25 protein-coding genes are annotated in these 25,355 nt (G+C 65.0%); 15 read left to right on the top strand and 10 right to left on the bottom strand.

Annotated features, from left to right (window positions below):
- The first annotated feature begins 1 nt into the window (after position 1).
- The 4 genes from nirB to P9255_RS07285 are packed head-to-tail and all read left to right on the top strand — an operon-like array spanning position 2 to position 6,906.
- Positions 2 to 2,542, top strand: a complete 2,541-nt coding sequence (nirB, locus tag P9255_RS07300; RefSeq protein WP_309766294.1) for a nitrite reductase large subunit NirB — start codon at positions 2 to 4, stop codon at positions 2,540 to 2,542.
- 16 nt (positions 2,543 to 2,558) lie between these two features.
- On the top strand, positions 2,559 to 2,900 hold the full coding sequence (gene nirD, locus P9255_RS07295) for a nitrite reductase small subunit NirD (protein ID WP_309766293.1): 342 nt from the start codon (positions 2,559 to 2,561) through the stop codon (positions 2,898 to 2,900).
- Positions 2,897 to 4,153, top strand: a complete 1,257-nt coding sequence (locus P9255_RS07290) for an FAD-dependent oxidoreductase (protein ID WP_309789291.1) — start codon at positions 2,897 to 2,899, stop codon at positions 4,151 to 4,153. The genes nirD and P9255_RS07290 overlap by 4 nt, the downstream gene beginning before the upstream one ends.
- Positions 4,154 to 4,158: 5 nt before the next feature.
- Positions 4,159 to 6,906: a molybdopterin-dependent oxidoreductase gene (locus P9255_RS07285; RefSeq protein ID WP_309789290.1), complete on the top strand. Its 2,748-nt coding sequence runs from the start codon at positions 4,159 to 4,161 to the stop codon at positions 6,904 to 6,906.
- Between the two features lie 7 nt (positions 6,907 to 6,913).
- On the opposite strand, the gene P9255_RS07280 is transcribed toward P9255_RS07285, so the two are convergent.
- The 4 genes from P9255_RS07280 to P9255_RS07265 all read right to left on the bottom strand — a co-directional run bounded on the left by P9255_RS07280 (position 6,914) and on the right by P9255_RS07265 (position 9,965).
- Positions 6,914 to 8,365 (bottom strand): heavy metal sensor histidine kinase, encoded by a 1,452-nt coding sequence (locus tag P9255_RS07280; RefSeq protein ID WP_309766816.1) that lies wholly within the window; start codon positions 8,363 to 8,365, stop codon positions 6,914 to 6,916.
- A gap of 2 nt (positions 8,366 to 8,367) precedes the next feature.
- A complete protein-coding gene (locus P9255_RS07275; protein WP_309766288.1) occupies positions 8,368 to 9,081 on the bottom strand; it encodes a heavy metal response regulator transcription factor in 714 nt (237 codons plus the stop codon).
- A 194-nt stretch (positions 9,082 to 9,275) separates the two neighbouring features.
- Positions 9,276 to 9,542, bottom strand: a complete 267-nt coding sequence (locus P9255_RS07270; RefSeq protein ID WP_309766286.1) for a DUF4148 domain-containing protein — start codon at positions 9,540 to 9,542, stop codon at positions 9,276 to 9,278.
- Between the two features lie 144 nt (positions 9,543 to 9,686).
- A complete protein-coding gene (locus tag P9255_RS07265) occupies positions 9,687 to 9,965 on the bottom strand; it encodes a DUF4148 domain-containing protein (protein ID WP_309766284.1) in 279 nt (92 codons plus the stop codon).
- A gap of 200 nt (positions 9,966 to 10,165) precedes the next feature.
- Between P9255_RS07265 and P9255_RS07260 the strand changes: the two genes are divergently transcribed.
- Positions 10,166 to 11,494 carry an Nramp family divalent metal transporter gene (locus tag P9255_RS07260; protein WP_309789289.1) on the top strand — a complete coding sequence of 443 codons (1,329 nt, stop codon included), beginning with the start codon at positions 10,166 to 10,168 and terminating at the stop codon, positions 11,492 to 11,494.
- 7 nt (positions 11,495 to 11,501) lie between these two features.
- Here P9255_RS07260 and motB read toward each other — a convergent pair whose 3' ends face one another.
- Together motB and motA are read right to left on the bottom strand one after the other, a co-directional pair.
- Positions 11,502 to 12,485: a flagellar motor protein MotB gene (motB, locus tag P9255_RS07255; protein ID WP_309766282.1), complete on the bottom strand. Its 984-nt coding sequence runs from the start codon at positions 12,483 to 12,485 to the stop codon at positions 11,502 to 11,504.
- Positions 12,486 to 12,514: 29 nt separating this feature from the next.
- Complete coding sequence (motA, locus tag P9255_RS07250) at positions 12,515 to 13,384, bottom strand: flagellar motor stator protein MotA (protein ID WP_309766281.1); 870 nt, start codon at positions 13,382 to 13,384, stop codon at positions 12,515 to 12,517.
- A 232-nt stretch (positions 13,385 to 13,616) separates the two neighbouring features.
- Between motA and P9255_RS07245 the strand changes: the two genes are divergently transcribed.
- Both P9255_RS07245 and P9255_RS07240 read left to right on the top strand, forming a co-directional pair.
- Positions 13,617 to 14,444: a helix-turn-helix transcriptional regulator gene (locus P9255_RS07245; RefSeq protein WP_309766814.1), complete on the top strand. Its 828-nt coding sequence runs from the start codon at positions 13,617 to 13,619 to the stop codon at positions 14,442 to 14,444.
- A gap of 90 nt (positions 14,445 to 14,534) precedes the next feature.
- Entirely contained in the window at positions 14,535 to 14,807 is a 273-nt protein-coding gene (locus P9255_RS07240) for a hypothetical protein (protein WP_309766279.1), read from the top strand.
- 56 nt (positions 14,808 to 14,863) lie between these two features.
- Here the strand turns inward: P9255_RS07240 and P9255_RS07235 are convergent, their stop codons facing one another.
- Positions 14,864 to 15,031, bottom strand: coding sequence for a hypothetical protein (locus tag P9255_RS07235; RefSeq protein ID WP_309766277.1), 168 nt, complete (start codon positions 15,029 to 15,031; stop codon positions 14,864 to 14,866).
- A 137-nt stretch (positions 15,032 to 15,168) separates the two neighbouring features.
- A complete protein-coding gene (locus tag P9255_RS07230; RefSeq protein WP_309766276.1) occupies positions 15,169 to 16,470 on the bottom strand; it encodes an MFS transporter in 1,302 nt (433 codons plus the stop codon).
- Between the two features lie 463 nt (positions 16,471 to 16,933).
- Here P9255_RS07230 and P9255_RS07225 point away from each other — a divergent pair, with 463 nt between their 5' ends.
- Positions 16,934 to 17,677, top strand: coding sequence for a response regulator transcription factor (locus tag P9255_RS07225; protein WP_309789288.1), 744 nt, complete (start codon positions 16,934 to 16,936; stop codon positions 17,675 to 17,677).
- A gap of 57 nt (positions 17,678 to 17,734) precedes the next feature.
- On the opposite strand, the gene P9255_RS07220 is transcribed toward P9255_RS07225, so the two are convergent.
- Entirely contained in the window at positions 17,735 to 18,640 is a 906-nt protein-coding gene (locus P9255_RS07220; protein WP_309789287.1) for a dihydrodipicolinate synthase family protein, read from the bottom strand.
- A gap of 179 nt (positions 18,641 to 18,819) precedes the next feature.
- On the opposite strand from P9255_RS07220, the gene P9255_RS07215 reads away from it, so the two are divergent.
- The 6 genes from P9255_RS07215 (at position 18,820) to P9255_RS07190 (ending at position 24,383) form a co-directional block, all read left to right on the top strand.
- Positions 18,820 to 19,788 carry a 4-hydroxyproline epimerase gene (locus P9255_RS07215; RefSeq protein WP_309766811.1) on the top strand — a complete coding sequence of 323 codons (969 nt, stop codon included), beginning with the start codon at positions 18,820 to 18,822 and terminating at the stop codon, positions 19,786 to 19,788.
- The gene (locus P9255_RS07210) at positions 19,785 to 20,933 is read left to right on the top strand and encodes an FAD-binding oxidoreductase (protein ID WP_309766273.1); all 1,149 of its coding nucleotides are present in this window, start codon (positions 19,785 to 19,787) and stop codon (positions 20,931 to 20,933) included. The genes P9255_RS07215 and P9255_RS07210 overlap by 4 nt, the downstream gene beginning before the upstream one ends.
- A gap of 203 nt (positions 20,934 to 21,136) precedes the next feature.
- Entirely contained in the window at positions 21,137 to 21,385 is a 249-nt protein-coding gene (locus tag P9255_RS07205) for a (2Fe-2S)-binding protein (protein ID WP_309766271.1), read from the top strand.
- Positions 21,382 to 22,665: an FAD/NAD(P)-binding oxidoreductase gene (locus P9255_RS07200; RefSeq protein WP_309766269.1), complete on the top strand. Its 1,284-nt coding sequence runs from the start codon at positions 21,382 to 21,384 to the stop codon at positions 22,663 to 22,665. Before P9255_RS07205 ends, P9255_RS07200 begins: the two co-directional genes overlap by 4 nt.
- 190 nt (positions 22,666 to 22,855) lie before the next feature.
- Complete coding sequence (locus P9255_RS07195) at positions 22,856 to 23,602, top strand: AraC family transcriptional regulator (protein WP_309766808.1); 747 nt, start codon at positions 22,856 to 22,858, stop codon at positions 23,600 to 23,602.
- Between the two features lie 370 nt (positions 23,603 to 23,972).
- Positions 23,973 to 24,383: a response regulator gene (locus tag P9255_RS07190; protein ID WP_309789286.1), complete on the top strand. Its 411-nt coding sequence runs from the start codon at positions 23,973 to 23,975 to the stop codon at positions 24,381 to 24,383.
- A 44-nt stretch (positions 24,384 to 24,427) separates the two neighbouring features.
- On the opposite strand, the gene P9255_RS07185 is transcribed toward P9255_RS07190, so the two are convergent.
- Positions 24,428 to 24,598 carry a hypothetical protein gene (locus tag P9255_RS07185; RefSeq protein ID WP_167569274.1) on the bottom strand — a complete coding sequence of 57 codons (171 nt, stop codon included), beginning with the start codon at positions 24,596 to 24,598 and terminating at the stop codon, positions 24,428 to 24,430.
- A 65-nt stretch (positions 24,599 to 24,663) separates the two neighbouring features.
- Here P9255_RS07185 and P9255_RS07180 point away from each other — a divergent pair, with 65 nt between their 5' ends.
- The gene (locus P9255_RS07180; protein ID WP_309766807.1) at positions 24,664 to 25,335 is read left to right on the top strand and encodes a glutathione S-transferase; all 672 of its coding nucleotides are present in this window, start codon (positions 24,664 to 24,666) and stop codon (positions 25,333 to 25,335) included.
- Positions 25,336 to 25,355 lie beyond the last annotated feature (20 nt).

Raw genomic sequence — 25,355 nt, 5'->3', positions numbered from 1 at the left:
CATGAAAATCGTCGTCATCGGCCACGGCATGGTCGGCCACAAGTTCCTCGAATGTCTCGCTGAAAGCGGCAACGATGCGGCGCGCGTCACCGTCGTCTGCGAAGAGCCGCGTGCCGCATACGATCGCGTGCATCTGTCGGAATTCTTCGCGGGCAAGTCGGCGGGCGATCTTTCGCTCGTCGAGGAAGGCTTCTTCGAGCGCACCGGTTATGCGCTGAAGCTGAATGCGAAGGCGGTATCGATCGACCGCGCGGCGCGCACGGTCACGGTATCGACGGGCGAAACGCTTGCCTACGACAAGCTCGTCATCGCGACCGGATCGTATCCGTTCGTGCCGCCCGTCGAAGGGCGGGATCGGGACGGATGCTTCGTATACCGAACGATAGATGATCTGGAAGCGATGCAGGCGTTCGGCGCACGCGCGACAACGGGCGCCGTAGTCGGCGGCGGCTTGCTCGGGCTGGAAGCCGCGAAGGCGCTGCGCGACATGGGCCTTGTCACGCATGTCGTCGAATTCGCCCCGCGCCTGATGGCCGTGCAGGTCGATGAAGGCGGCGGGCGCGTCTTGCGCAGCAAGATCGAGGAGCTGGGCGTGACGGTGCATACGAACCGCAACACGCTCGCTATCGTCGATGGCGAGAACGCCGTCAATCGCATGAATTTTGCGGACGGCGGGCATCTCGACACGGACATGATCGTGTTCTCGGCGGGCATTCGTCCGCGCGACGATATCGCGCGCGAAGCGGGGCTCGATATCGGTCCGCGCGGCGGCATCGTCATCGACGATGCATGCCGCACGAGCGATGCCGACATCTACGCCATCGGCGAATGTGCGTTGTGGCAGGGGCAGTTGTTCGGACTGGTCGCGCCGGGCTACGACATGGCGCGCATCGTCGCGAAGCACTTGATGGGCGTCGACGCCGCCTTCGCCGGTGCGGACATGAGCACGAAGCTCAAGCTGATGGGCGTGGACGTCGCGAGCCTCGGCGATGCGCACGGCAAGACGCCGGGCAGCCGCTCGTACCAGTTTAGCGACGAGCGCAAGCAGGTGTACAAGAAGCTCGTCGTCTCCGATTGCGGCAAGTATCTGCTGGGCGGCGTGATGGTCGGGGATGCAGCCGAATACGGCACGCTGCTGCAGATGATGCTGAACAGGATCGAGCTGCCCGAAGCGCCAGAATTCCTGATTCTTCCGCAAAGCGACGGCAAGGCGAGACCGGCGCTCGGCGTCGAAGCGTTGCCCGATGCCGCGCAAATCTGCTCGTGCAATAACGTGAGCAAGGCCGAAATCTGCGCGGCCGTGTGCGCGGGCGCGACGAGCATCGGCGCGATGAAGAGCGCATGCAAGGCGGGGGCTTCGTGCGGCGGCTGCGTGCCGCTCGTCACGCAGGTGATGAAATCGGAGATGGCGCGTCAGGGTCTCGCCGTGAACAACCATCTCTGCGAACACTTTCCGTATTCGCGGCAGGAGCTGTATCACATCGCACGCGTGGAAGGGCATCGCACGTTCGCATCGTTGCTGGCCAAGCATGGCAAGGGACTCGGCTGCGATATCTGCAAGCCGGCCGTCGCCAACATTCTCGCTTCGTGCTGGAACGAATTCGTGCTGAAGAAGGAGCACGCAAGCCTGCAGGATTCGAACGACTACTACCTCGCCAACATTCAGCGCGACGGCACGTACTCTGTCGTGCCGCGTATGCCGGGCGGCGAAGTCACGCCGGACGGACTCATCGCGGTAGGGCAGATTGCGAAGAAGTACGGCCTTTATACGAAGATCACGGGCGGTCAGCGTGTCGACATGTTCGGCGCGCGCGTCGAGCAGTTGCCGCTCATCTGGGAAGAACTGATCGAAGCGGGTTTCGAATCAGGACATGCCTACGGCAAGGCGCTGCGCACGGTGAAGTCGTGCGTCGGCTCGACATGGTGCCGCTATGGCGTCGGCGATTCCGTCGGCCTCGCGGTCGAACTGGAGAACCGCTACAAGGGCCTGCGCACGCCGCACAAGATCAAGTTCGGCGTGTCGGGCTGCACGCGCGAATGCGCCGAAGCGCAGGGCAAGGACATCGGCATCATCGCGACGGAAAAGGGCTGGAACCTCTATGTCTGCGGCAACGGCGGCATGAAGCCGCGTCATGCCGAACTGCTCGCATCGGATCTCGATCAGGCCACGCTCGTGCGTTATATCGACCGCTTCCTGATGTTCTATGTGCGCACGGCGGATCGCCTGCAACGCACGAGCGTATGGCGCGACAACCTCGAAGGCGGGCTCGATTATCTCGTCGATGTCGTCGTGAACGACAAGCTCGATATCGCCGCCGAACTCGAAGCCGAGATGCGGCATGTGGTCGACAGCTACGAGGACGAATGGAAGAAGGCCGTCACCGATCCCGATACGCGCAAGCGCTTCCGTCACTTCGTCAATAGCGACGAGCGCGACGGTAATGTGCGCTTCGTCGAAGAGCGCGGCCAGATTCGTCCGGCGACGCCGGAAGAGCGCACGTCGAAGCAGATCGATATTCCCGTTGTCGTCGAAACCGTCTGAACGAGAGGACCTCATCATGAACGACCGCATCGAACAGGACTGGACGCCCATTTGCGCACTGGACGATATCGTGCCCGACACGGGCGTCTGCGCACTCGTCAACGGCGCACAAGTGGCCGTGTTTCACGTCGCGGGCAATTCGTCCGTCTATGCCATCGACAACTTCGATCCGCATTCGCAAGCGGCCGTGCTGTCGCGCGGCATCGTCGGCAGCATGGGCGAGCGCATCGTCGTGGCGTCGCCGATCTACAAGCAGCACTTCGACCTGCGCACGGGCGAATGCGTCGAAGCGCCCGAACGCTCGGTGAACGCGTATCGCACGCGCGTGGCGGGCGGCAAGGTCTGGATCGCGGCATGAAGACCGAATACGCGGTTGCGGCTGCGGCGGGCGTGATGGCGCGCCAGCGGCTCGTGGTGATCGGCAACGGCATGGCGGGAATGCGTACGGTCGAAGAGCTGCTGAAGATCGCGCCCGAGCTTTACGACATCACGGTGTTCGGCGCGGAGCCGCATGGCAACTACAACCGCATTCTGCTTTCGCCGGTGCTCGCAGGCGAGAAGCAGATGGACGACATCATCATCAATACGCGCGACTGGTATGCGGCGAACGGCATCACGCTGCATGCGGGCGATGCGGTTGTCGACATCGATCGCGGGCGGCGCATCGTCCGTTCGGCGAAGGGCGTCGAGGCGCGATACGATCGTCTGCTGATCGCGACGGGCTCGAAGCCGTTCATCATTCCGGTGCCCGGCTGCGATCTTCCCGGCGTGATCGCGTTTCGCGATATACAGGATGTCGAAGCAATGCTGGAGGCCGCGCGCGATCATCGTCATGCAGTGATCATCGGCGGCGGCCTGCTCGGGCTGGAAGCGGCGAACGGCCTTCAGCGCCAGGGCATGTCGGTCACGGTCGTGCACGCAGGCGACAGCCTGATGGACCGTCAGCTGGATGCGAGCGCAGCGGCGTTGCTCAAGCGTTCGCTCGAAGAAAAGGGCCTGCGTTTCGCGATGGCCGCGCAGACGACGGAGATCGTAGGCGACGATCGCGTGCGCGCCGTGCGCTTCGCAGATGGCGCCGAGATCGATGCCGACCTCGTCGTGATGACAGCGGGCGTGCGTCCCAACATCGCGCTTGCAAAGGCGGCGGGCCTGCATTGCGATCGCGCGATCGTCGTCAACGATACGCTGCAGACCTTCGATCCACGCGTGTATGCGGTCGGCGAATGCGTGCAGCATCGGTCTGCCACGTTCGGCCTCGTTGCGCCGATCTGGGATCAGGCGCGCGTGGCCGGCGCGCATCTCGCGGGCGCAGGGCATCGGCGCTATGTGCAGCGCGCCACCGCGACGAAGCTCAAGGTGACCGGCGTGGACCTTTATTCAGCGGGCGATTTCATCGGCGGCGGCGACAGCGAAGACCTCGTGCTGCGCGATCCGCGCCGCGGTGTCTACAAGCGCGTCGTGCTGCAGGCGGGGCGCGTGATCGGCGCGGTGCTCTACGGCGACGTGAAAGACGGTGCGTGGTACTTCGATCTGATACAGAACCGCACGGATGTATCGCATCTGCGCGGGCGTTTGTTGTTCGGCAAGACGCTTTGCGAAGCGGGCGCATAGACAGCATGGATATGAAAGCGAGCATTCCCATCATCCCGAACGCGCCGGCCGTCGTGCATACGACGTGCCCTTACTGCGGTGTCGGCTGCGGCGTGAAGGCGACGCCGCACAGCGCCCTCGATGTCGCCATCGCCGGTGACGAAGGGCATCCCTCGAATTTCGGGCGGCTGTGCGTGAAGGGCTCGGCGCTCGGCGAAACCGTCGGGCTCGACGGGCGCTTGCTGAATCCGAAGCTGCGCGATCCGGCGACAGGCGCGCTTTCCGACGTCTCCTGGGAACATGCGATCGGCACGGTAGCGAACGGCTTTGCGCGCGTCATCGGCGAGCACGGCGCGGATGCCGTCGCGCTTTACGTGTCGGGGCAATTGCTCACCGAGGACTATTACGTCGCCAACAAGCTGATGAAGGGTTACATCGGCAGCGCGAACATCGATACAAATTCGCGGTTGTGCATGTCGTCGTCGGTGGCGGGACACAAGCGCGCATTCGGCGAAGACCTCGTGCCGATGAATTATGAAGACCTCGAACTGGCGGATCTTATCGTGCTCGTCGGATCGAATACCGCGTGGTGTCATCCGATCCTGTTTCAGCGCATCGTCAAGGTGAAGGAGACGCGGCCGGAGGTGAAGATCGTCGTCATCGATCCTCGCCATACCGCGACGTGCGAGATGGCCGATCTCCATCTGCCGCTGAAGGCCGGCAGCGACGTGCGACTCTTTAACGGGCTCCTCGCGTTTCTCGCGGAACACGGCGCGACCGACTCCGCTTTTATCGATGCACATACGAACGGCTATGATGCCGCTCTCGCAGCGGCAATGCCCGCCGATATCACGCCTATCGCCAAAGACTGCAAGCTCGATGCGAATGACCTGGCGACGTTTTACCGCTTGTTTGCGGGCACGGAACGCGTCGTGACGGTGTACTCGCAGGGGGTGAATCAGTCGAGCGCGGGCACCGACAAGGTCAACAGCATCATCAACTGTCATCTTGCGACGGGACGTATCGGCAAGCCCGGCATGGGGCCGTTCTCGTTCACCGGCCAACCGAACGCGATGGGCGGCCGCGAAGTCGGCGGCCTCGCGAACACGCTTGCGGCGCATCTCGAACTGGACGATGCGCTGCATCGCGAGATCGTGCAGACCTTCTGGAACTCGCCGCGCATCGCGCAACGTGCGGGCTTGAAGGCCGTCGATCTCTTCGATGCGATCGAAGCGGGCCGCGTGAAAGCGGTCTGGATCATGGGCACCAATCCGGTCGTGAGCCTGCCCGATGGCGATCGCGTGAAGCGTGCGCTCGAAAAGTGCGAACTCGTGGTGAGCTCGGACATCGTCGAGAAAACGGATACGAATGCGTTCGCGCATGTGCTGTTGCCCGCGCTCGGCTGGGGCGAGAAGGACGGCACCGTGACCAACTCGGAGCGGCGCATCTCGCGTCAGCGTGCGTTTCTTGCCAAGCCGGGACAAGCGCGCGCGGACTGGCGCATCATCTGCGATGTGGCGCGCCGCCTGGGTTTCGATGGCTTCGATTTCGAAGGCCCGCATGAAGTGTTCGATGAACACGCGCGTCTATCTGCATACCGAAACGATTCGACGGACGGCGTGTATCGCGTGTTCCATATCGGCGGGCTGAGTACGCTCGATCGCGCCGGATACGATGCGCTGGAGCCGGTGCAATGGCCGCTGCGCACGACGAACGAAGCAGGCGGCGCACGGCTTTTCGAAACGCGACGCTTCAGCCACGCGGATGGCCGCGCGCGCCTGATCGCGACCCCGCCGCGCGCGCCCGTCAACGCACCGGATGCCGACTATCCACTCGTACTCAACACGGGGCGCGTGCGGGACCAGTGGCATACGATGACGCGCACGGGCCGTTCGGAGAAGCTTGCCGGACACATCGGCGATTCGTTCATCGATATGCATCCGCAAGACGCGCTTGCATGCGGCGTGCGAGAAGGCGAGCTTGCGCGCATCACGAGCCGCTGGGGCTCGATGATCGCGCGGGTGCAGCATGGCGGAGGCATGGCGCGCGGCAGCGTGTTCGTGCCGATTCACTGGAATGACCAGGTGGCGTCGGATGCGCGAGTCGGGGCAGTGGTGAATCCCGTCGTCGATGCTGTCTCGGGCGAGCCTGAATTCAAGCACACGCCCGTTGCCGTCGAGAAGTTCCACGTCATGTGGCATGGCTTCTCGTTTTCGCGCGGCGTCCCTGCGCTCGATGCCGTCACGCACTGGACGCGCGTGCACGGTGCGCGCTTTGTGCGCTACGAGCTTGCGGGCCGCAATCGTTTCGATGCGGCGCATGGGGATCATCGCGAATGGGCGCGTGCGTTCTTTCATATCGACGATCCGCATGCCGACTGGATCGAATACGAGGACAAGAGCGCGGGCGTGTATCGCGCGGCGCATGTGGTGAACGACCGTATCGAACATTGCATCTTCATCTCCGAGCGCCCGGACCTTCCGGCGCGCGCCTGGCTTGCGAGCCTGTTTTCCAGGGATCGCCTCGACGATGACGACCGCGCGAGCCTCTTGCTCGGTCAGCCGGCCGGCAAGGGCGAGGACACGGGGCCGACGGTGTGCTCGTGCTTTGGCGTGGGCCGCAACACCATCTGCAATGCGATACGCGACAAGAGCCTCAAGACCGCAGCGGAGATCACCGCATGCGTGAAAGCGGGCGGGAACTGCGGCTCGTGCGTGCCGGAGCTGAAGAAGCTGATCGTCGAAACGGAAATGGCGCGGCTGAGTACTGTGTGAACGCGTCTTACCCGGCCGAGCGCACGCCGATCTTTTCGCCGCGCGCCTGCGCATGCTGCGGCACTGGATGCGTCGGCGCTGCGGGACGCTCCTCATTGCCCAAGCGTGCGATGGAGAACGCGAACGTGTTGACGCCGTTCGCGCTCGTCGCCGACACCGTGCCGCGATGCATCTCCGCCACCGCCTTGACGATGGCGAGCCCGAGGCCGTGATTCTCGCGGCTGTTCGTGCGCGAGCTTTCCGCGCGAAAGAAGCGGTCGAAGAGATGCTCCATGATATGCGGCGCAATGGGCTCACCGGGATTCGTCACGGCGATGCGTACGCATCCGTTCTCACGCGCGATAGACACGGCTATCGTCGCGCCCGGCGCGCAATGCTGGATCGCGTTCATCACGAGATTCGACAGCGCGCGGCCGAATAGCGAAGTGTTGACGAAGGCGCGGGCGTCGCCGCTCGACACCGCGCGCACTTGCGCATCTTCGAGCGGAATCTCGAGAAACTCTAGCGTGCGATGCACTTCCGCCGCAAGCGACACTTCGATGAGGCCGGTCGCGCGCTCGCCCTGATCCGCACGCGCGAGGAACAGCATGTCGTTGATGATCGCGCGCACGCGCTCGAATTCCTCAAGGTTGGATTGCAGTGTATGGCGCAGCTCCTCGATGGACCGATCGCGCGTCAAAGCCACTTCCGTTTGCCCGATGAGGATGGTCACCGGCGTGCGCAATTCGTGCGCGACATCGGCGTTGAACGATTCGAGACGCCCATACGCATGATCGAGCCGTTCGAGCGCACCGTTGAAGGACTTCGCGAGGTCTTCGAGTTCGAACGGAAGCGAACGCGTATCCAGGCGTTGCGACCGATTGTTGGGCCGCACATTCTGCGCATCGCGCGTGAGCCGCGTCAGCGGCGCGAGCCCGAGCCGCGCAACCGAGTAACTCAACAGCAGCACGGCAACGGTTGCAAGCGCGAGCAGCGCCGCGAGCGCAAGACCGAAAACGCGCATGGTGCGTACGTTCGGCGAGCAATCGACCGCGACGAACAATTGAAGCGGCGGGCGATCCGCGTAAGGCGGAATGGTGAGCGTGGTCATCAGCATGTCATAGGCGCGGCCTTCGGGCCTGAAGCGCGCGTAGCCGCCGAGCACTCGCTTGACGACACGGCCGGCGGGCGGCAACCCGTAGCTGAAGCGCGCATCGTTGCTCGTCACCGCGAAGAGCGTCGAGCCGTCGCGCGGGGTGATGTCGGCGAGCTTCTCCTTCGCCATCTTCCATTTGTCCGTGTTCGACGCATGAGAGACGATGAGCCGTGCGATTTCCGCGCGGTTATCGAGCGAATCGCGCAAGTGCTGCTCCAGTTGCATGCGAAGCACGAGGAACAGCCCCGAGCCGACGAGCGAAAACACGAACAGCGCGACGAGCGCGAACATCACCGCGAGCCGCCGCGCGATGGAACGCTGCACCTTCATGATGGCCTCGCGTCTTCCCTCGCATCGCGCATGTCGCGCGGCTCGCGCACTTCGAGTACGTAACCCATGCCGCGCACCGTATGCAGCAGTTTCGTGCGGAACGGGCCGTCGAGTTTTGCGCGCAGGCGTTTGATTGCGGTCTCGACGACATTCGTATGGCTTTCGAAATCGACTTCCCATACGAGTTCGGTGATGGCCGTCTTCGAAAGAATGTCGCCATGACGCCGCGCGAGCACGCTCAATAGCTGAAACTCCTTCGCGGTGAGATCGAGTCTCAGGCCATCGCGTGTGGCGCGACGGCCGATCAGGTCGACGTATAGATCGCCGACGGAGATCAGCGTGGATTCCTGCGCGCGCGTGCGGCGTGCCAGCGCGTGCAGCCGTTCGACGAGTTCGAGGAACGAGAAGGGCTTGGTGAGATAGTCGTCCGCTCCTTCGCGCAGGCCGCGCACGCGATCGTTGATGTGATCGCGCGCGGTCAGCATGATGACGGGCGTCGATTTCTGCAGGCGCAGCGCCTTGAGGACCGCGAAGCCATCGCGGCGCGGCAGCATCACGTCGAGCACGATCACGTCGTAATCGTATTCGATGGCCAGATGCGTGCCTTCTTCGCCGTCCATCGCGATATCGACGACCCAGCCTTGCTCGGTCAATCCCGAGCGCAGGTAGTCCACCACCTTGTGTTCGTCTTCCACTATCAGGACTTTCATGCTGGCCCCTGTGCCCGTTCAATGTGTGCTCGCTGCGACAGCGTCTTCGACACTATACGAGCGTTGCAGCTATGTTAGTGGCCAGGCGCCAACGACAATATGACGTGAAAATGGCGCTCTGGTCATTTTCTGGCGTTCGAACGAAAAAAGGTGAAGAGCGATCGCAAGCTGCGCGATCGCTTCATGCGGCGGCTTCAGTTCGCAAGCGAACCGTCCGTGGGGGCGGGGAGGTTACGCGGTGTGGCGGAGCGATAGACGCTCGCGCCAGTATAGATGCCTTCTCTGATATCGAGGAAGCTGCCGAGATAACGCTGGTCGTCGACGCCGGGGTAATAGCCCGCGCGTTCTGCGCGGACGAGGTCGTCGACGACTTGCTGACGCGTGAGGCCGCTGGTTTGCGCCGCCGCGGCGACGGGCGACAGCGCGATGACAGCGACGGCAATGCGCAGGACTGGCTTCATGGCGAACTCCTCATACGAAGGGATCGAGGGACGCGACTACAACGCGCGGCCACGTCATCGCGACGCGGCCCCGTTCATTGTAGGCACGCCCGCGCAGCGAAGTTCGCCCGCGACGGCGCGATTGCAACCAGCGGCGCGAAGGTGTTACTGCGGTGTCTGTCCCGGCGGCGTGGTGGACATCGAGCGGCCCGATGCGGACGTGCCATCCGGCGACGCACCGTACGCGTTGCCCGAGCGGATCTTTTCTTCCGCGGCCTGAATGTTGTTGGGATAGAACGCGTCTCGCTCGGACGGGTTGTAGCCGGCCTGCTCGAGTTGTTTCAGTTGCTCCCTGACCTGCGCGCGCGTGAGCCCTTCCTGGGCGGATGCGACGAGCGGCGAAGCGACGAGGGCGGCGACGGCAATGCGCGTGACTAGCTTCATGGCGGACTCCTCATGCGAGTGATGGGCGATCGCGGCATGCACGCCAGGATCACGTGCGAATTCTATTTGTCGGACCGTGACGACATGCTGGCGTGCGGATGGCGCGTCGGTCAGACGAAACGTCAGCCATGCCCTGAAAGCGCGCGAGCCCGGTGATAGACTCGCCTGCTCTTTACGCCATCCTTTCGCGCTCTTATCGCATGTTCAAATTGCCGACCACGGCGACCGCGCCGTTCTGCCCGTCCGAAGTCAAAGGCTCCGTCATCGTTGCTCCCGGTGCGCCGCTCTGGAAGAAGCTGCTGCAATTCGCGGGGCCGGGCCTGCTGATTTCCATCGGCTATATGGACCCCGGCAACTGGGCGACGGATATCGAAGCCGGATCACGCTACGGCTTCAGCCTCTTGTTCGTCGTCGTTTTGTCGAGTCTTGCGGCGATGGTGCTGCAATGCCTTGCGATGCGGCTCGGCATCGTCACCGGGCGCGATCTCGCGCAACTTTCGCGCGAGCGTTATTCGAAGCCGGTGGCGAATGCGCAATGGATGCTCGCGGAGCTTTCGATCATCGCCTGCGATCTGGCCGAAGTGCTCGGCGGCGCGCTGGCGTTTCACTTGCTGTTCGGCTGCTCGCTGATGTGGGGCGTGGTCTTCACCGCGTTCGACACCATCATCGTGCTAGGCCTCAAAGGCAAGAACTTCCGCGATCTCGAAGCGATCATGCTCGGGCTGATCGCGACCATCGGCGTCGGGTACATCGTGGAGCTGGTGCTGGTGAAACCGCACTGGCCGGCGGTTGCGGCGGGACTCGTGCCGTCCATCGACGTGCTGTCGAGCCGCGAACCGCTCTATCTGGCGATCGGCATTCTCGGCGCGACCGTCATGCCGCATAACCTGTATCTGCATTCGTCGATCGTGCAGACGCGCGTCGTCGCTCGCGATGAAGCGAGCCTTGCTTCGGCTATCCGTCTTTCGCGGCTCGACACGATCGTGTCGCTCGTGCTTGCGCTGCTGATCAACGCGGCGATCCTGATTCTCGCGGCCTCCGCCTTTCACCCGACGGGGCATACGCAAGTCACCGAAATCGAGGATGCGTACAAGCTGCTTGCGCCCATCGTCGGCACCGGGCTCGCGGCCATTCTGTTCGCGGTGACGCTGTTCGCTTCGGGGCAAAGCTCGACCTTCACCGGCACCATCGCGGGACAGGTCATCATGGAAGGATTCTTGCGCCTCAAGATTCCGTGCTATCAGCGCCGCCTGATCACGCGGGCGCTCGCGCTGGTGCCGGCAGTGATCGGCGTGTACCTGATGGGCAACGGGGCGGTCGGCAAGCTCCTCGTGGCGAGCCAGGTCGTGCTGAGCCTGCAGTTGCCGTTCGCGCTTTACCCGTTGATTCGGATGACGAACGACCGCAAGCTGATGGGCAGATTCGCGAACGCCCCGCACATGAAGGCGCTCGCGTGGCTGCTGTTCGCCGTGATCAGCGCGGCGAACGTGTGGCTCGTCGTGCAGACGACGATGGACCGGTTCGCCTGATGCGCGCTTACTTGACGACGCCGACCTGCATCGTCGATTTCGCCGCGACGGCTGCGGGACTCGCGGATTCGCCGGGCAGCGCCTGATCGCTCGTGGTGCGCCCGCCATCGCGGAAGAAGGCGAGCTCGGCCGCCTTGTTCAGCACGAGAATGCTGATTCGGCGATTCGTCGGCTCGTCGACGACGTCCTTGTTGAGCGGCAGCGCATCGGCGAGGCCGCGCACTTGCAGCACCTTGGTTTCGTTCATGCCGCCCGCGACCAGCGCGCGGCGCGCCGCGTTCGCTCGCTCGCCCGACAGTTCCCAGTTCGAATAGCCTTTCTGGCTGCCGGAATACGGCACGGCATCCGTATGGCCCGCGATCGACACGCGATTATCGACATCGTTGAGCGATGCGCCGATGTTCGAGAGAATCGTCGTCACATAGGTTTCGAGCTTCGAGCTGCCCGATGCGAACATCGGCCGCTTCAGCGAATCCACGATCTCGATGCGCAAGCCTTCGCTCGTGATCGCAATGCGAATCTGGTCCTTGAACGCACGCAACGCGGGCGTGTTCTCGATGAGCGCCGTGAGCTTCTGCTTGAGTTGCTGCAGACGCTGCATGTCCTCTGCTGCAACCGAGGCGCGCGCCACCGAAGGCGGCACCGGTTGTGTCTGGCTCTTGCTGGCTTCGCCGGGACGCGAGCTCGACAAGTCCTTGCCACCGCCGTTGATGATGCTCGTATGCGCCGATGCGCCGCCTTCGTTGCCGAAGAGCGCGGACAGCGGCGTGTTGAAGTAGTCTTCGATGCCCGCCTTGTCGTACTTCGACGTGGAGCCGAGCAGCCACATCAGCAGGAAGAACGCCATCATCGCGGTGACGAAGTCGGCATAAGCGATCTTCCATGCACCGCCATGATGCCCGCCGTGGCCGCCGCCCTTCTTCTTGCGGCGCACGACGACAGTGGGGGCGAGCACCGATTGCAACGGGTCGCGTGAGGGTCTATCAGCCATGAGCGTGACTCCTTCTGATCAGGGCTTCGTCAGGCCGACTTCGGCATCTTGGTCGCGCGCACGGCGTCGTCCAGTTCCTGGAAGCTCGGACGGTCCGCGGTGAACAGCACCTTGCGGCCGAACTCCACCGCCACGGTCGGCGCATAACCGTTCATCGATGCGAGCAATACCGACTTCACGCACTGGAACGGCTTGGCTTCGGCCGCGCCCTTCGCGTTGAGCAGGTCCGCGAGCGGGCCGATGAAGCCATACGCGAGCAGAATGCCGAGGAACGTGCCGACGAGCGCGCCCGCGATCATCTCGCCGAGCACGGCGGGCGCGGCGCCGACCGAGCCCATCGTATGCACGACGCCCATCACCGCGGCGACGATGCCGAATGCCGGCAGGCCATCGGCCATCTTCTGAATCGCGTTGGCGGCGATCGAGCTTTCCGCGTGATGCGTCTCCAGTTCTTCGTCCATCAGGTCCTGCAGTTCGAGCGCGTTCACATTGCCGGCCGACATCATGCGCAGGTAATCGACGATGAAGTCGAGCAGGTGATGATCCGCCATCACGTGTTCGTACTTTTGAAAGAGCGGGCTGGATTCGGGCGCGTCGACATCGGCTTCCAGCGCCATCATTCCTTCCTTGCGCGCCTTCTGCAGCAGCTCGTAGAGCAGCGCGATCAGCGAGAGGTATTTCTCTTTAGTATAGCCGCCGCCCTTGAACACCTTCGGCAGCGCCTGAAGCGTTTTCTTGAGCGTCGCGGTCGGGTTCGACACGACGAAAGCGCCGATCGCCGCGCCGAAAATACACAGCAACTCGAAGGGCTGAACGAGCGCGGCCAGGTGACCGCCGACGCCAATGAAGCTCCCGATCACCGAGCCGATGACGAGGACCCATCCGATAACGACAAACATGATTTCTCCGCAAATGTCCGGGCTTTGCGAGCCGTGCGCGCTCGTTCAACGAAACACGCACGGCTCGCAAAGCATTGTCTGCATGATGCTGGGCTTTTTAACGGCGCAGTACACCGGGACATTAGGGTGACCCGTGGAAACATTTCGAAAGCATGTTCCGGGCGGTAAATGTTACGCAGCCATGACGCCGCAGGTAATGGAAGCGCCGGCGCGCTTCCTCTACCATCGACGCATGAACCCGACCCTGACTGCTCACACGCTGCGCGCCCCGCCCGCGACCGTCGGCGCTTTGCTGCGCGAATGGCGGCAGCGAAGGCGCATGAGCCAGCTCGATCTCGCGGGCATTGCCGATATCTCGACACGGCACCTGAGCTTCGTCGAATCCGGACGCTCGATGCCGAGCCGCGACATGCTGATGCGCCTCGCCGAACAACTCGACGTGCCGCTGCGCGAGCGCAACACGCTCTTCGTGGCGGCGGGTTATGCGCCGATGTATCGCGAACGCGCGCTCGCCGATCCGCAACTCGACGCGGCGCGCCGCGCGGTCGATCTCGTGCTGAAGGGCCACGAGCCGTATCCGGCGCTCGCCATCGACCGTCACTGGACGATGGTCGCGGCCAACGCCGCGCTCGCGCCGCTGGTCGCATCGGCGGACGCGTCGCTGCTTCCGCCGCCGTCGAACGTGCTGCGGCTGTCGCTGCATCCGCGCGGGCTGGCGGGCGTCATCGACAACTGGCATGCCTGGCGCGCGCATGTGCTCGCCCGCGTGAGGCGTCAGATCGACGTATCGGGCGATACGACGCTCGCCGCGCTGCTCGCCGAACTGGAGGCGTATCCCGCCCCGCCGCACGCGCTCGCCGAAGCGCACACCGATTTCGACGCGGTCGTCGTGCCGCTCCGATTACGCACGGCACACGGCGTGCTTTCTTTCTTCAGCACGACGACCGTCTTCGGCACACCCGTGGACATCACGCTGTCGGAACTGGCGATCGAAGCGTTCTTCCCGGCCGACGACGCGACGGCCGCCACGCTGCGCGAACTCGCCGACGCACGGCGCTGACGCTTGCGGAGCGGAACCTGCCGCCGTCGACGAGATCAATAATGAAGCAGTCGTGCACGACGCAGTCCAACCAACGCGGAAAAGGCAGCCATGATTCAAACATTCGAACACGTAGTCGGCGGCGAGCGCATGCAATTCTGCGCGAGCATCGCAGAAGGCGGCGGGCCGCAACGCGTCATCATCAGCCGCGCGGATTCGGCGGAATCGCTCGTGATCGTGGAGGCCGACGGCATCATCGGCGCGATCCGGGCGGAAGTGGAAGCGCCCGATACGTTCGTCGCGGACGCGGTGCGCAAGGCGCAGAACGAAGCGCTGATCGAGCGCGCGCTCGAAACAGGCGAAGTGCAGACGACGAGCCTCTGAGGCCCGTCTTCTTTCGACGATGCCCGCGCAGTTCGACGGCTGCGCGGGCATCGTGCTTACATGCGCGGCTCGCCGTTGTGGGGATCGGCGGGCACGAGCGGCGTCGCCGAGTCGGGGCCGTCGGGCATGTCGGGGTCTTCGGGATTCGGCGGTGCGTCGGGATCGAGCAGTTTGTCAGGGTCCGGCTCGATGGTTTCGTCCGGCGAGTGAGGCGTGGTCGACATGATGGCGTGTTCTCCGGAATTGGAACGAAGGCGCGCGTTCGGGCGCTTCCGGCACACGCTGCAACGCGCGTTCCCGATAACGAAGATGGCGCACCCGAACTGCGGTGCGCCATCCATCGACGACTCAGCCGCGATCTTTACCGCGCAGCCGGCGCGTCCTTGATGAAGAGCGTCGTCAGCGCACCCACGACGCACAACGCGCCCACATACAGCGCGGGCGCCATCGGACTGGATTTCATCATCAGCGAGACGACGATCGGCGTGAGTCCGCCGAACACCGCATACGCGACGTTGTAGGAGAACGAGATCCCTGAAAAGCGGACGGCGGGCGGGAACGCCTTGACCATCACGAACGGAATCGCGCCGATCACGCCGACCGTAAAGCCCGTGAACGCATACCACGGCAGCAGCACGGACGCATCCACGGCCACTTGTTTGAAGAGCGCGTAGTACGACACGGCCAGCACGCATCCGCCGATGAAAATCGTCTTGCCCGCGCCGATGCGTCCCGCAATCGCGCCCGCCAGCACGCAGCCGATGGTCAGGCAGAGCGTCGCGGCGCAGTTGGCGGCGAGCACCGTCGCCGGGGCGATGCCGAATTGCTTCTGCAGCAGCGTCGGCGTCATCAGGATCACGACGACGATCGCGGCGGAGAGCATCCACGTCAGCAACATCGATACGATCACCGCGCGTCCGTGGTCGCGCAGCACGGCCTTCAGCGGGATTTCCGCCGCGAGCGACTTGCGCTTCTGCAGTTCCGCGAAGACCGGCGTTTCATGCAGCCAGCGGCGCAGATAGACCGAGCACAATCCGAACACGCCGCCGAGCAGGAACGGCAGACGCCATGCGAAACCGGCGACATCGGCGGGAACGAAGCTCTTGTTGATCGCGGTGGCGACCAGCGAGCCGAGCAGGATGCCCGCCGTGAGACCCGCCGTCAGCGTGCCGCACGCATAGCCGATATGACGGCCCGGCACATGCTCCGACACGAACACCCACGCGCCCGGCACCTCGCCGCCGACCGCCGCGCCCTGCATGACACGGAACAGCAGCAACAGCACGGGCGCCATCATGCCGATCGACGCATACGTGGGCAGCAGGCCCATCAGGAGCGTCGGCACCGACATCAGCAGCACGGACAGCGTGAACATGCGCTTGCGCCCGAGCAGGTCGCCGAAGTGCGCCATGACGATGCCGCCGAGGGGCCGCGCCAGATAGCCCGCCGCAAAGATGCCGAAAGTCTGCAATTGCCGCAGCCAGTCGGGAATCGACGGCGGGAAAAACAACTGGCCGATGACCGGCGCGAAGAACACGAAAATGATGAAGTCGTAAAACTCGAGCGCGCCGCCGAGCGCGGCGAGCGTGAGCGTCTTGTAGTCGCTGCGCGTGAGCGAGCGGCCGGCGGCCTGCGACGCGCCGTCGAAAGGTGTTGCCTGCATCGAATGAGAACCCGTAATGAGAAAAGCCACGCGCGCGGCGAGCGACGCATGGAACGAGGCAATGCCCTGCGGGATGTCGGACGCGCCGGGTGAGCGCGAAACGGGAACGACTCGGGCGCGGATTAGAAGCCGGCCCCCGCCAACCGCACTGCGCGTGACGACGGAGAGCCGCAGCGCACGCCCCCGCAGCGTCTCGGTAAGACGGCGAAGGCGGGATTTCGGCCATTGTGAGCCGAAGGCGGCATGTTACAGGATGTAAGTCGCCACTACACGAAGTTTCGCAAACGAACGATCGCGCGGTTGCATCGGCGAGACGCACCTTAGTCACATGCGTTGACACTTTCGGACCAATCCGATGGGAAAGGGATGCGCGGCTGACCAGAATGCCTGCCTGTATTTGCCGTCTCTTTTTGTAACGAGACGCCCGGGAACCACGTCCCTTAGACTCATCAGGCCTGACACTATGCGCGTCGCCGTTTTGCAAACCGACACAACTTATCGAAATCTCATCAGCGACGTCGTGAAACGCCTCGGCCATACGGTCGTGACTTTCGGCGACGGCCTTCTGCTGTCGAAAGCGCTGTCGCGCTCCACGGTCGACCTGCTGATTCTCGACTGGAATTCGTCGGGTCTCTGCGGTCTCGATCTTCTGAAATCCGTGCGTTCCAGCTTCGGCGAACGCGTGCCGGTCATGTTCGCCACGCCCGACGGCGCGGAACACAACGTCGTGTGCGCGCTGACGGCGGGCGCGGACGACTACGTCGTTTATCCCATTCGTCCCGGCGAATTCGGCGCGCGCATCGAAGCATTGCTGCGCCGCGCGTTCCCGGCCACGTCGAGCGCGTGCCTCGAGATCGGGCCGTATCGCTTCGACTCGCGGCAGCAGACCGTCACCGTGCGCGGCCGTCCGGTGCAGTTGAGCGGCACGCAATTCCGTCTTGCGCAGCTCTTCTTCTCGAACATCGGCCGGGTGCTGTCACGCGATCACATCTTCGCGATGGTCTGGGGCCGCGAGTTCCGCGAAACCACGCGCACCATCGACAGCCACGTGTCGCGCCTGCGCCTCGCGCTGGAAATCGAGCCGGTGAACCACTTCCGCCTGCAGCCGGTGTACAAGAGCGGCTACCGTCTCCTGCATCTTTACGATGAAAGCGAGGATTCCGGCGAAGAACGCGTGGAGCCGGAGCAAGCACGTTTCGCCGCGTAAGCCGATAAGACCGAATCAGCACCATAGAAAATGCCGTCGCAAGACGGCATTTTCATTTCATAACGACGGCAGCGCGGGCCGCGTCTCGATGCTTCGGCGAATCAGCGCCTCGACTTCGCGGCGCTCGTCGCCCGCGAGCGGCAGACGCGGCGGGCGCACCGGCTCCGTGCCGCGGCCGACGATGGCTTCCGCGAGCTTGATGTTCTGCACCAGCTTGTGCGACACATCGAGCGCGAGCATCGGCGCGAACCAGCGATAAATCGTGCGCGCTTCCTCGATGCGTCCCGCGCGCAGCAGCCGGTAGATCGTCACCGTCTCCTGCGGAAACGCGCACACGAGGCCCGCCACCCAGCCGTGCGCGCCCATCAGCATGGCTTCCATCGCCAGATTATCGACGCCGCAAAAGAGCGCGTAGCGTTCGCCGACTTCGTTGATGAGATCGGTGATGCGCCGCACGTCGCCGCTCGATTCCTTGATCGCTGCGAACTTCGCGTCCTCCGCGAGTTCCGCGAACATCCTGGGCGTGACATCGACGCCATACGCGAGCGGATTGTTGTAGACCATCAGCGGCACGGGACTCGCGTTGGCGACCATGCGGAAATGGTTCAGCGTCTCGCGCCGGTCGGACAGATAGCGCAGCCCCGGCAGCACCATGTAGCCCGCCGCCCCACGCGAGGCCGCGCGTTCGGCCTGGCGGCATCCGTCGAGTGTGCTGTTTTCCGCGATGGTCAGCAGCACCGGCACGCGGCCGCGCGACGCATCGACGGCGATGTCAAGCACGTCGAGCTTCTCATCGAGCGACAGCGTCGACGCTTCCCCGAGCGATCCGCACACAATGACGCCGTCGACGCCCGCATCGATCTGCGCTTCAATATTCTTCTTCGTCCACGCGCGGTCTATGCTGAAATCCGCGTTGAACTTGGTGGTGACGGCGGGCATCACGCCTTCCCAGATATGCGCCACGGCGGCTCTCCGAAAGTGTTGGACGGCTCGCAGTTTAGGTAGCGGAAATCGCGCCGTCTTGCGCGTTTCGCGCGTGCGCCATGCCGATTTCGGCACAGTCGAAAAGGCCGCCCGTTATGCCGATATCGTCACCAAAATCGCCTAGCCGCGCCAAGACGCCCGGCGCGTGCATTTCTACGATAGGCGGCATGAAAACCATCGACATCATCGACTCGCATACGGGCGGCGAACCCACGCGCCTCGTCGTCGCGGGCGGCCCGGACCTCGGCGGCGGCACGCTGGCCCAACGGCTGGACGCGTTTCGCACGCAATTCGACGACTGGCGGCGCGCCATCGTGACCGAGCCGCGCGGCTCGGACGTGATGGTCGGCGCGCTGCTGTGCGCGCCCGACGACCCGGATACGGCGGCGGGCGTCATCTTCTTCAACAACGTCGGTTATCTGGGCATGTGCGGGCACGGGACGATCGGACTCGTCGCGTCGCTCGCGCATTCGGGCGGGATTGTGCCGGGGCGGCATCGGATCGACACCCCCGTCGGCCCGGTCGATGCGACGCTCAACGCGAACGGCAGCGTCAGCGTGCGCAACGTGCCGGCGTATCGGCACCGGCATGCGGTGACGGTCGAGGTGCCCGGGCACGGCCCGCTGACCGGCGACGTCGCGTGGGGCGGCAACTGGTTCTTCCTCGCCGCGGAGCATGGCCGCGAACTCGTGCCGGCGCGCATCGGCGAGTTGACGGCTTTCACCGAGGCCATCCGCGACGCGTTGCACGCCGAAGGTGTGACGGGCGCGGACGGCGCGTATATCGACCACATCGAACTGTTCGCGGACTCGCCGCGCGCCGGGCTCGACAGCCGCAATTTCGTGCTGTGCCCCGGCAGCGCGTACGACCGTTCGCCGTGCGGCACCGGCACGAGCGCGAAGCTCGCCTGCCTCGCGGCGGACGGCCTGCTCGCGCCGGGCGCCGTCTGGCGGCAGGAGAGCATCATCGGGAGCGTGTTCGAGGCGAGCTATGCGCGCGCCGGCGACGATCTCGTTCCGACCATCACCGGCTACGCGCACATCATGGGCGAAGGGCGGCTCGTCATCGACGAGCGCGATCCGTTCGCCTGGGGCGTCCTGACCGGCGCGGCGAGCGCGAGAGAATGACGGCGGATGTGATCGTCGTCGGGGCCGGCATCGTCGGCGCGGCGTGCGCGGCGGAACTGGCGGCGCGCGGCCTGGCCGTCGATGTGCTCGACGCGGGCGGGATCGGCGGCGGGGCGACGGCGGCGGGCATGGGCCATATCGTCCTGATGAACGAATCGCCGGCCGAATTCGCGCTGTCGCGCCTGTCGCGCGATCTGTGGCTTGCGCTTGCGCCGGACCTGCGGGCGCGCGATGCGTTTTCCCAATGCGGCTCGCTGTGGGTCGCCGCAGACGACGAAGAGTGCGCCGCCGCCCGCGCGATGCAGTCCGCGCTCGCGGCCGCCAGCGTGCGCGCGCGTCTGCTCGACGCCGCCGCGCTGCGCGACGAGGAGCCGTCGCTCAGTCACGCGATGCAGGGCGGACTCGTCGTCGACGACGACGCCATCGTCTACGCGCCCGCCGCCGCGCAGTTCCTGCTGACGTGTTCGGCCGGCGCGAGCCGCATCCGCGTATCGACGCAACGCGCGGTCGTGGCGGTCGAAGCGAACGCGGCGCACGCGAGCGTCACATTCGCGGACGGCGAGCGGCGCACCGCCGCGCATGTCGTGGTCGCGAACGGGCTGGCGGCGTCGCGACTCGTCGACGGCGTGCCGCTCGAAGCGAAGAAAGGCCATTTGCTGATCACGGACCGTTATCCGGGGACGATCCGGCATCAGATCGCGGAACTCGGCTATATCAAAAGCGCGCATCACGCGCGCGGCACCTCCGTCGCGTTCAACGCGCAGCCGCGTCCGACGGGTCAGGTGATGATCGGTTCGTCGCGGCAATTCGGGACGACCGATCCCGCCGTCGAGATGGACGTGCTCGGCGCGATGCTGAAGCGGGCGTCGCGCTATCTGCCGGGCATCGGCAAAATGAACGCGATCCGCACGTGGACCGGCTTGCGGGCCGCGACGCCGGACGGCCTGCCGATCATCGGCGCGGCGGGGCATGACCATGACCGGCTGTGGCTCGCGACCGGGCACGAAGGGCTGGGCGTGACCACCTCGCTGGCAACGGCGAAGGTGCTGGCCGGGCAGATGCTGGGCGATCCGCCCATGCCCGAGTTGCCCGATGTCGCGCCGTTCTCGCCGCGACGGTTCCTGGAAGCGCACGCGCATGAGTGACGCGATCGACGGTTCATCGCCCGGATGGCGCGACGTCACGCCTTTGCGTCCGCGACGAATCGCGCAGGCGCACGCGCATGACCGGCGCTGGACGAATCGAAGCCCGATGGCCCCACATGCACGCTATCGACGCGCGCTTGCCGCTGAACGAACCGTGCGCCCACGCCGATACGAGGCCAACCATCCAACGTCCGCGCTAGCCGATGACTGAACGCGTTCACATCACGATCGACGGTCAATCGCTCACCGTTGCCGAATACACGACCGTCGCCGCCGCGCTCGCGATTCACGGCCGCGCCGCCGCGCGCCGCTCCGTCAGCGGGGAAGCGCGCGCCGCGTTGTGCGGCATGGGCGTGTGCCACGAATGCCGCGTCACCATCGATGGCCGCGCGCACGTGCTCGCGTGTCAGACGCTGTGCCGCGACGGCCTCGTCATCGAGACGGCGCGATGAAGGCCGCGCATTTCGATATCGCGATCATCGGCGCGGGACCGGCGGGCCTCGCTGCCGCGCGCGTGGCGGCCGCCGGTGCGGGCGTTCGCGTCGCGCTGATCGACGACAATCCGCGTCCCGGCGGGCAGATCTGGCGTCAGGGGCCGGACGCCGCGCCGTCGCCGTTCCTGCGCGACTGGCTCACCACCACGGCCCCGCGCGCGAATCTCGAACACATGGGCGCGACGAAAGTCGCCGCCGCGCCGGGCGACAAGCGGCTCCTTCTCGAACGCGACGGCGCGCCCGCCGTCATCGGCTATACGAAGCTGATCCTCGTCACCGGCGCGCGCGAGCGGCTGCTGCCTTTCGAGGGCTGGACGCTGCCTGGCGTGACCGGCGCGGGCGGCCTGCAGGCGCTGGTGAAGGGCGGCTCGCCGGTGCGGGGCGAGCGCATCGTCGTCGCGGGAAGCGGGCCGCTGCTGCTCGCCGTCGCCGATACCGCGCGCCGCCACGGCGCCGAAGTCCGCGCGGTGATCGAGCAGGCGCCGATGGCGCGCGTCGCGGGTTTCGTCGCATCGCTTGCCGCGACGCCGGGCAAGCTCGCGCAGGCAATATCGCTCGGGCGGGCGCTCGGTGTGTCGCGGTATCGCGCGGGGAGCGTCGTCGTGAAGGCCGAAGGCCGGGGGCGCGTCGAAGCGGTGACGATCCGCTCGCGCAACGGCGAGGAGATCGTCGAAACGGATCGCATCGCGTGCGGCTACGGGCTCGTGCCGAACGCGACGCTTGCACTGGCGCTCGGCTGTGCGGTCGATGAACGCGGCGCGATCCGCATCGACGATAACCAGCGCACGTCGCTTGCCGATGTGTTCGCCGCCGGCGAATGCACGGGCATCGGCGGCATGGAACTGTCGCGGGCGGAAGGGACGTGCGCGGCACATGCGGCGCTGGGCGTGCCGATCGACGCGCGGCTGGCGCGTGAACGAAACCGGTGGCGGGCTTTCGCGGCGCGCGTCGATCGCGCGTTCTCGCTCGGGGCCGACGCCCGCGCGATGCCGCCCGCCGACACGCTGATCTGCCGCTGCGAGGACGTACGCATCGGCGATGTCGCGGCGCACGGCAACTGGCGCGAGGCCAAGCTGCAGACCCGTTGCGGCATGGGGGCGTGCCAGGGGCGCGTCTGCGGCGAGGCGGCGGCGCTTTATTTCGGCTGGCCGCGCGCGGCGGCGCGGGAGCCCTTCACGCCCGTCAGAATCGATACGCTGATCGCCGGGTGCGAGGCCGCCCCGTCGAAAGAAGGATGACGGCAAGAAAGAATAGTGGGGACAGCGCGAATATTGGCGCGATCCGGGCGTCACTATAATCGTCCCAAAAATGACGACCCGCGAACGCACGATGAGCACGCAAGGCCTGATTGCCGGACACGCTTCGCCTGGCGCGGCGAGGGCCGATGCACCGGAGCTACCGGCGCCGCCGCCTTCGACGCTGCGCGACATGCTCTCGCATTTCGCGCTGCTCGCGCCGGTATTCGACGCGATGCCCGACATCGTCTTCTTCGTGAAGGACCGCGACGCGCGCTACGCGATGGTCAACCGCACGCTCGCGCGTCGTTGCGGCCACAAGGACGACAAGACCGCGCTCCTCGGCAGGACGGCGGAAGACGTGTTCCCGCGCCGCTTCGGGCGCATCTATACGGCGCAGGATCAGGCGATCATCGCGCAGGGCGTGCAACTGATCGATCAGCTCGAACTGCATCTGTATCCCGGACGCGAGCCGGGCTGGTGCATGACCTGCAAGCAGCCGCTCTATGACACTCAAGGGACCATCGTCGGACTTGCCGGAATTTCGCGCGACCTGCAAGCCGCCGAGAGCACGCATCCGGCGTATAGCCGGCTCGCGGCGGTCGTCCAGCATATTCAGGAAAATTACGTGCAGCCGCTCAACATGCGCGATCTCGCGCGGATGGCGAACATGTCGATCGCGCAGCTCGAACGCTACTTTCACAAGGTTTTTCATCTGACGCCGCGACAAGTGCTGCTCAAGACCCGGCTCGATGCCGCGACGGCGCTGCTCGTCACCCACGACAAGGTCACGGATGTGGCCGCGTTGTGCGGATACACCGATCACAGCGCGTTCACCCGTCAGTTCAAGGCGACCGTGGGCATCACGCCGACGGAGTACCGGACCCTGTTGCAATCAGCGCCAGCGCGGGCGGACACGGCGAGCCTTGCGAACGTCTGACGAGAAAGAAGGGCGCGCGTACGACGAAATTACACGGTCGTGCTCCTCGATGAGAAGCGGGAAGAATTCACCGAAACCGCGCACGCCGCCTGGAGCGGCGCCGACACGGCAGCGCTTCTCGCCGGTCCGGATATTGCTCGTTGTCATCTGCCGGGCTACGGCGGCCGTCCTTGTCGGGCGGCGCTCCCTGGACACCGCGAGACGTTCCGCACCGGCGCACGCGCGGCAAAAAAACACGGTGCGTTCGGAATTCCTGCCACGTTTTTCTGTCAACGAAAGCGCACGAGCGCAAGGTAGACGGATCAGACGAAGCGGCGAGCCGTGGAGACCGTGCGCGAGAATTCCGTTTTTGGCAGTCGAAAACAAAATCATGAGCGAAGTTGCAAGACTGGGGCATACGCGGATCGTACTCGTCGAAGACGATCCCGAAAGCAGAGCTTCACTGCAGATGTTGCTGGAAGAAGAAGGGGCCGATGTCATCGCCGTGGCCGACGCCGAAGACGGCGCGGAAACCGCGACCCGCGTGCTGCCCGATGCAGTGATCTGCGATCTCGACCTTCCGGGAATGGACGGTTTCTACCTCATTCAACGTTTGCGCGACCACGAGATACGCGGGAATCTGCCGCCTTCCGTCGCCATCGCGCTGACGGGGCATGACGGCGACGAATATCGATTACGAAGCATCGGCGAAGGCTTTCAGCACTTCATGACGAAGCCCGCGCATCCCGATGAACTCGTCACGCTGATTCAGGATGCGCTCAACGCGCGCGTCGCGGCCTGATGCCGGGCCACGCGCCGCGCATGGCAGCGCGTGGCGCGTGGCGATCAGGAACGGTCGCGGTTGCGCGCCCGCGTGGCGCCCGTGATCACGGCGATTCCGAGCAGGATGACGGCAACAATGGCGATTGTGTGCTGCGCCACGTGCATGGCGACGAGCGCCCACGACACTCCGCCGATAAAAATGAGCCAGCCCACGAGGTAAATGATGAGCGTCATCGAGTTCTCCTTTTGCTTGGGTTCGACGTGTTGATGGAAACACTATCTGCAAGATGCGTACCGTCATGCTGACCATCCATCACCTCAACAATTCGCGGTCGCAACGGGTGCTGTGGATGCTCGAAGAACTCGGCGTCGAGTATGAACTCAAGCGGTACGAACGCGATCCCCGCACGATGCTCGCGCCGCCCGAATTGCGCGCGGTGCACCCGCTCGGCAAGTCGCCCGTCATCACCGACGGCCCGCTGACCATCGCGGAGTCGGGCGCGATCATCGACTATCTCGTCGACCGCTACGGCGAAGGACGCTTCGCTCCGCCGCATGGCGCGTCGCCGGAACGCGTGCGCTACAACTACTGGATGCACTACGCGGAAGGATCGGCGATGCCGCCGCTGTTGCTCAAGCTCGTCGCATCGCGCATCGCGAACGCGAAGATGCCGTTCTTCGCCAGGCCGATTGCAAGGCGCATCGCGCGAACGCTGCAGTCGAGCTTCATCGATCCCCAGCTGAAGCTGCATTTCGGCTACATCGACAGCGAACTCGCGAAATTACCGTGGTTCACGGGCGATACGTTCACCGCCGCCGACGTGCAGATGAGCTTCCCGCTCGAAGCGGCCAGCCAGCGCGCGGGCGCGAAGCACCTGCCGCATATCCGCGCGTTCCTCGAACGTATCCACGCGCGGCCGGCGTATCGACGCGCACTCGAACGCGGCGGCCGATACGACTACGCGGATTGACGCTTGCGTACAATGAGGCG

The organism is Caballeronia sp. LZ019 (genome assembly GCF_031450825.1).
Lineage (GTDB): Bacteria > Pseudomonadota > Gammaproteobacteria > Burkholderiales > Burkholderiaceae > Caballeronia.
This window is presented reverse-complemented; position numbering and strand designations above follow the sequence as displayed.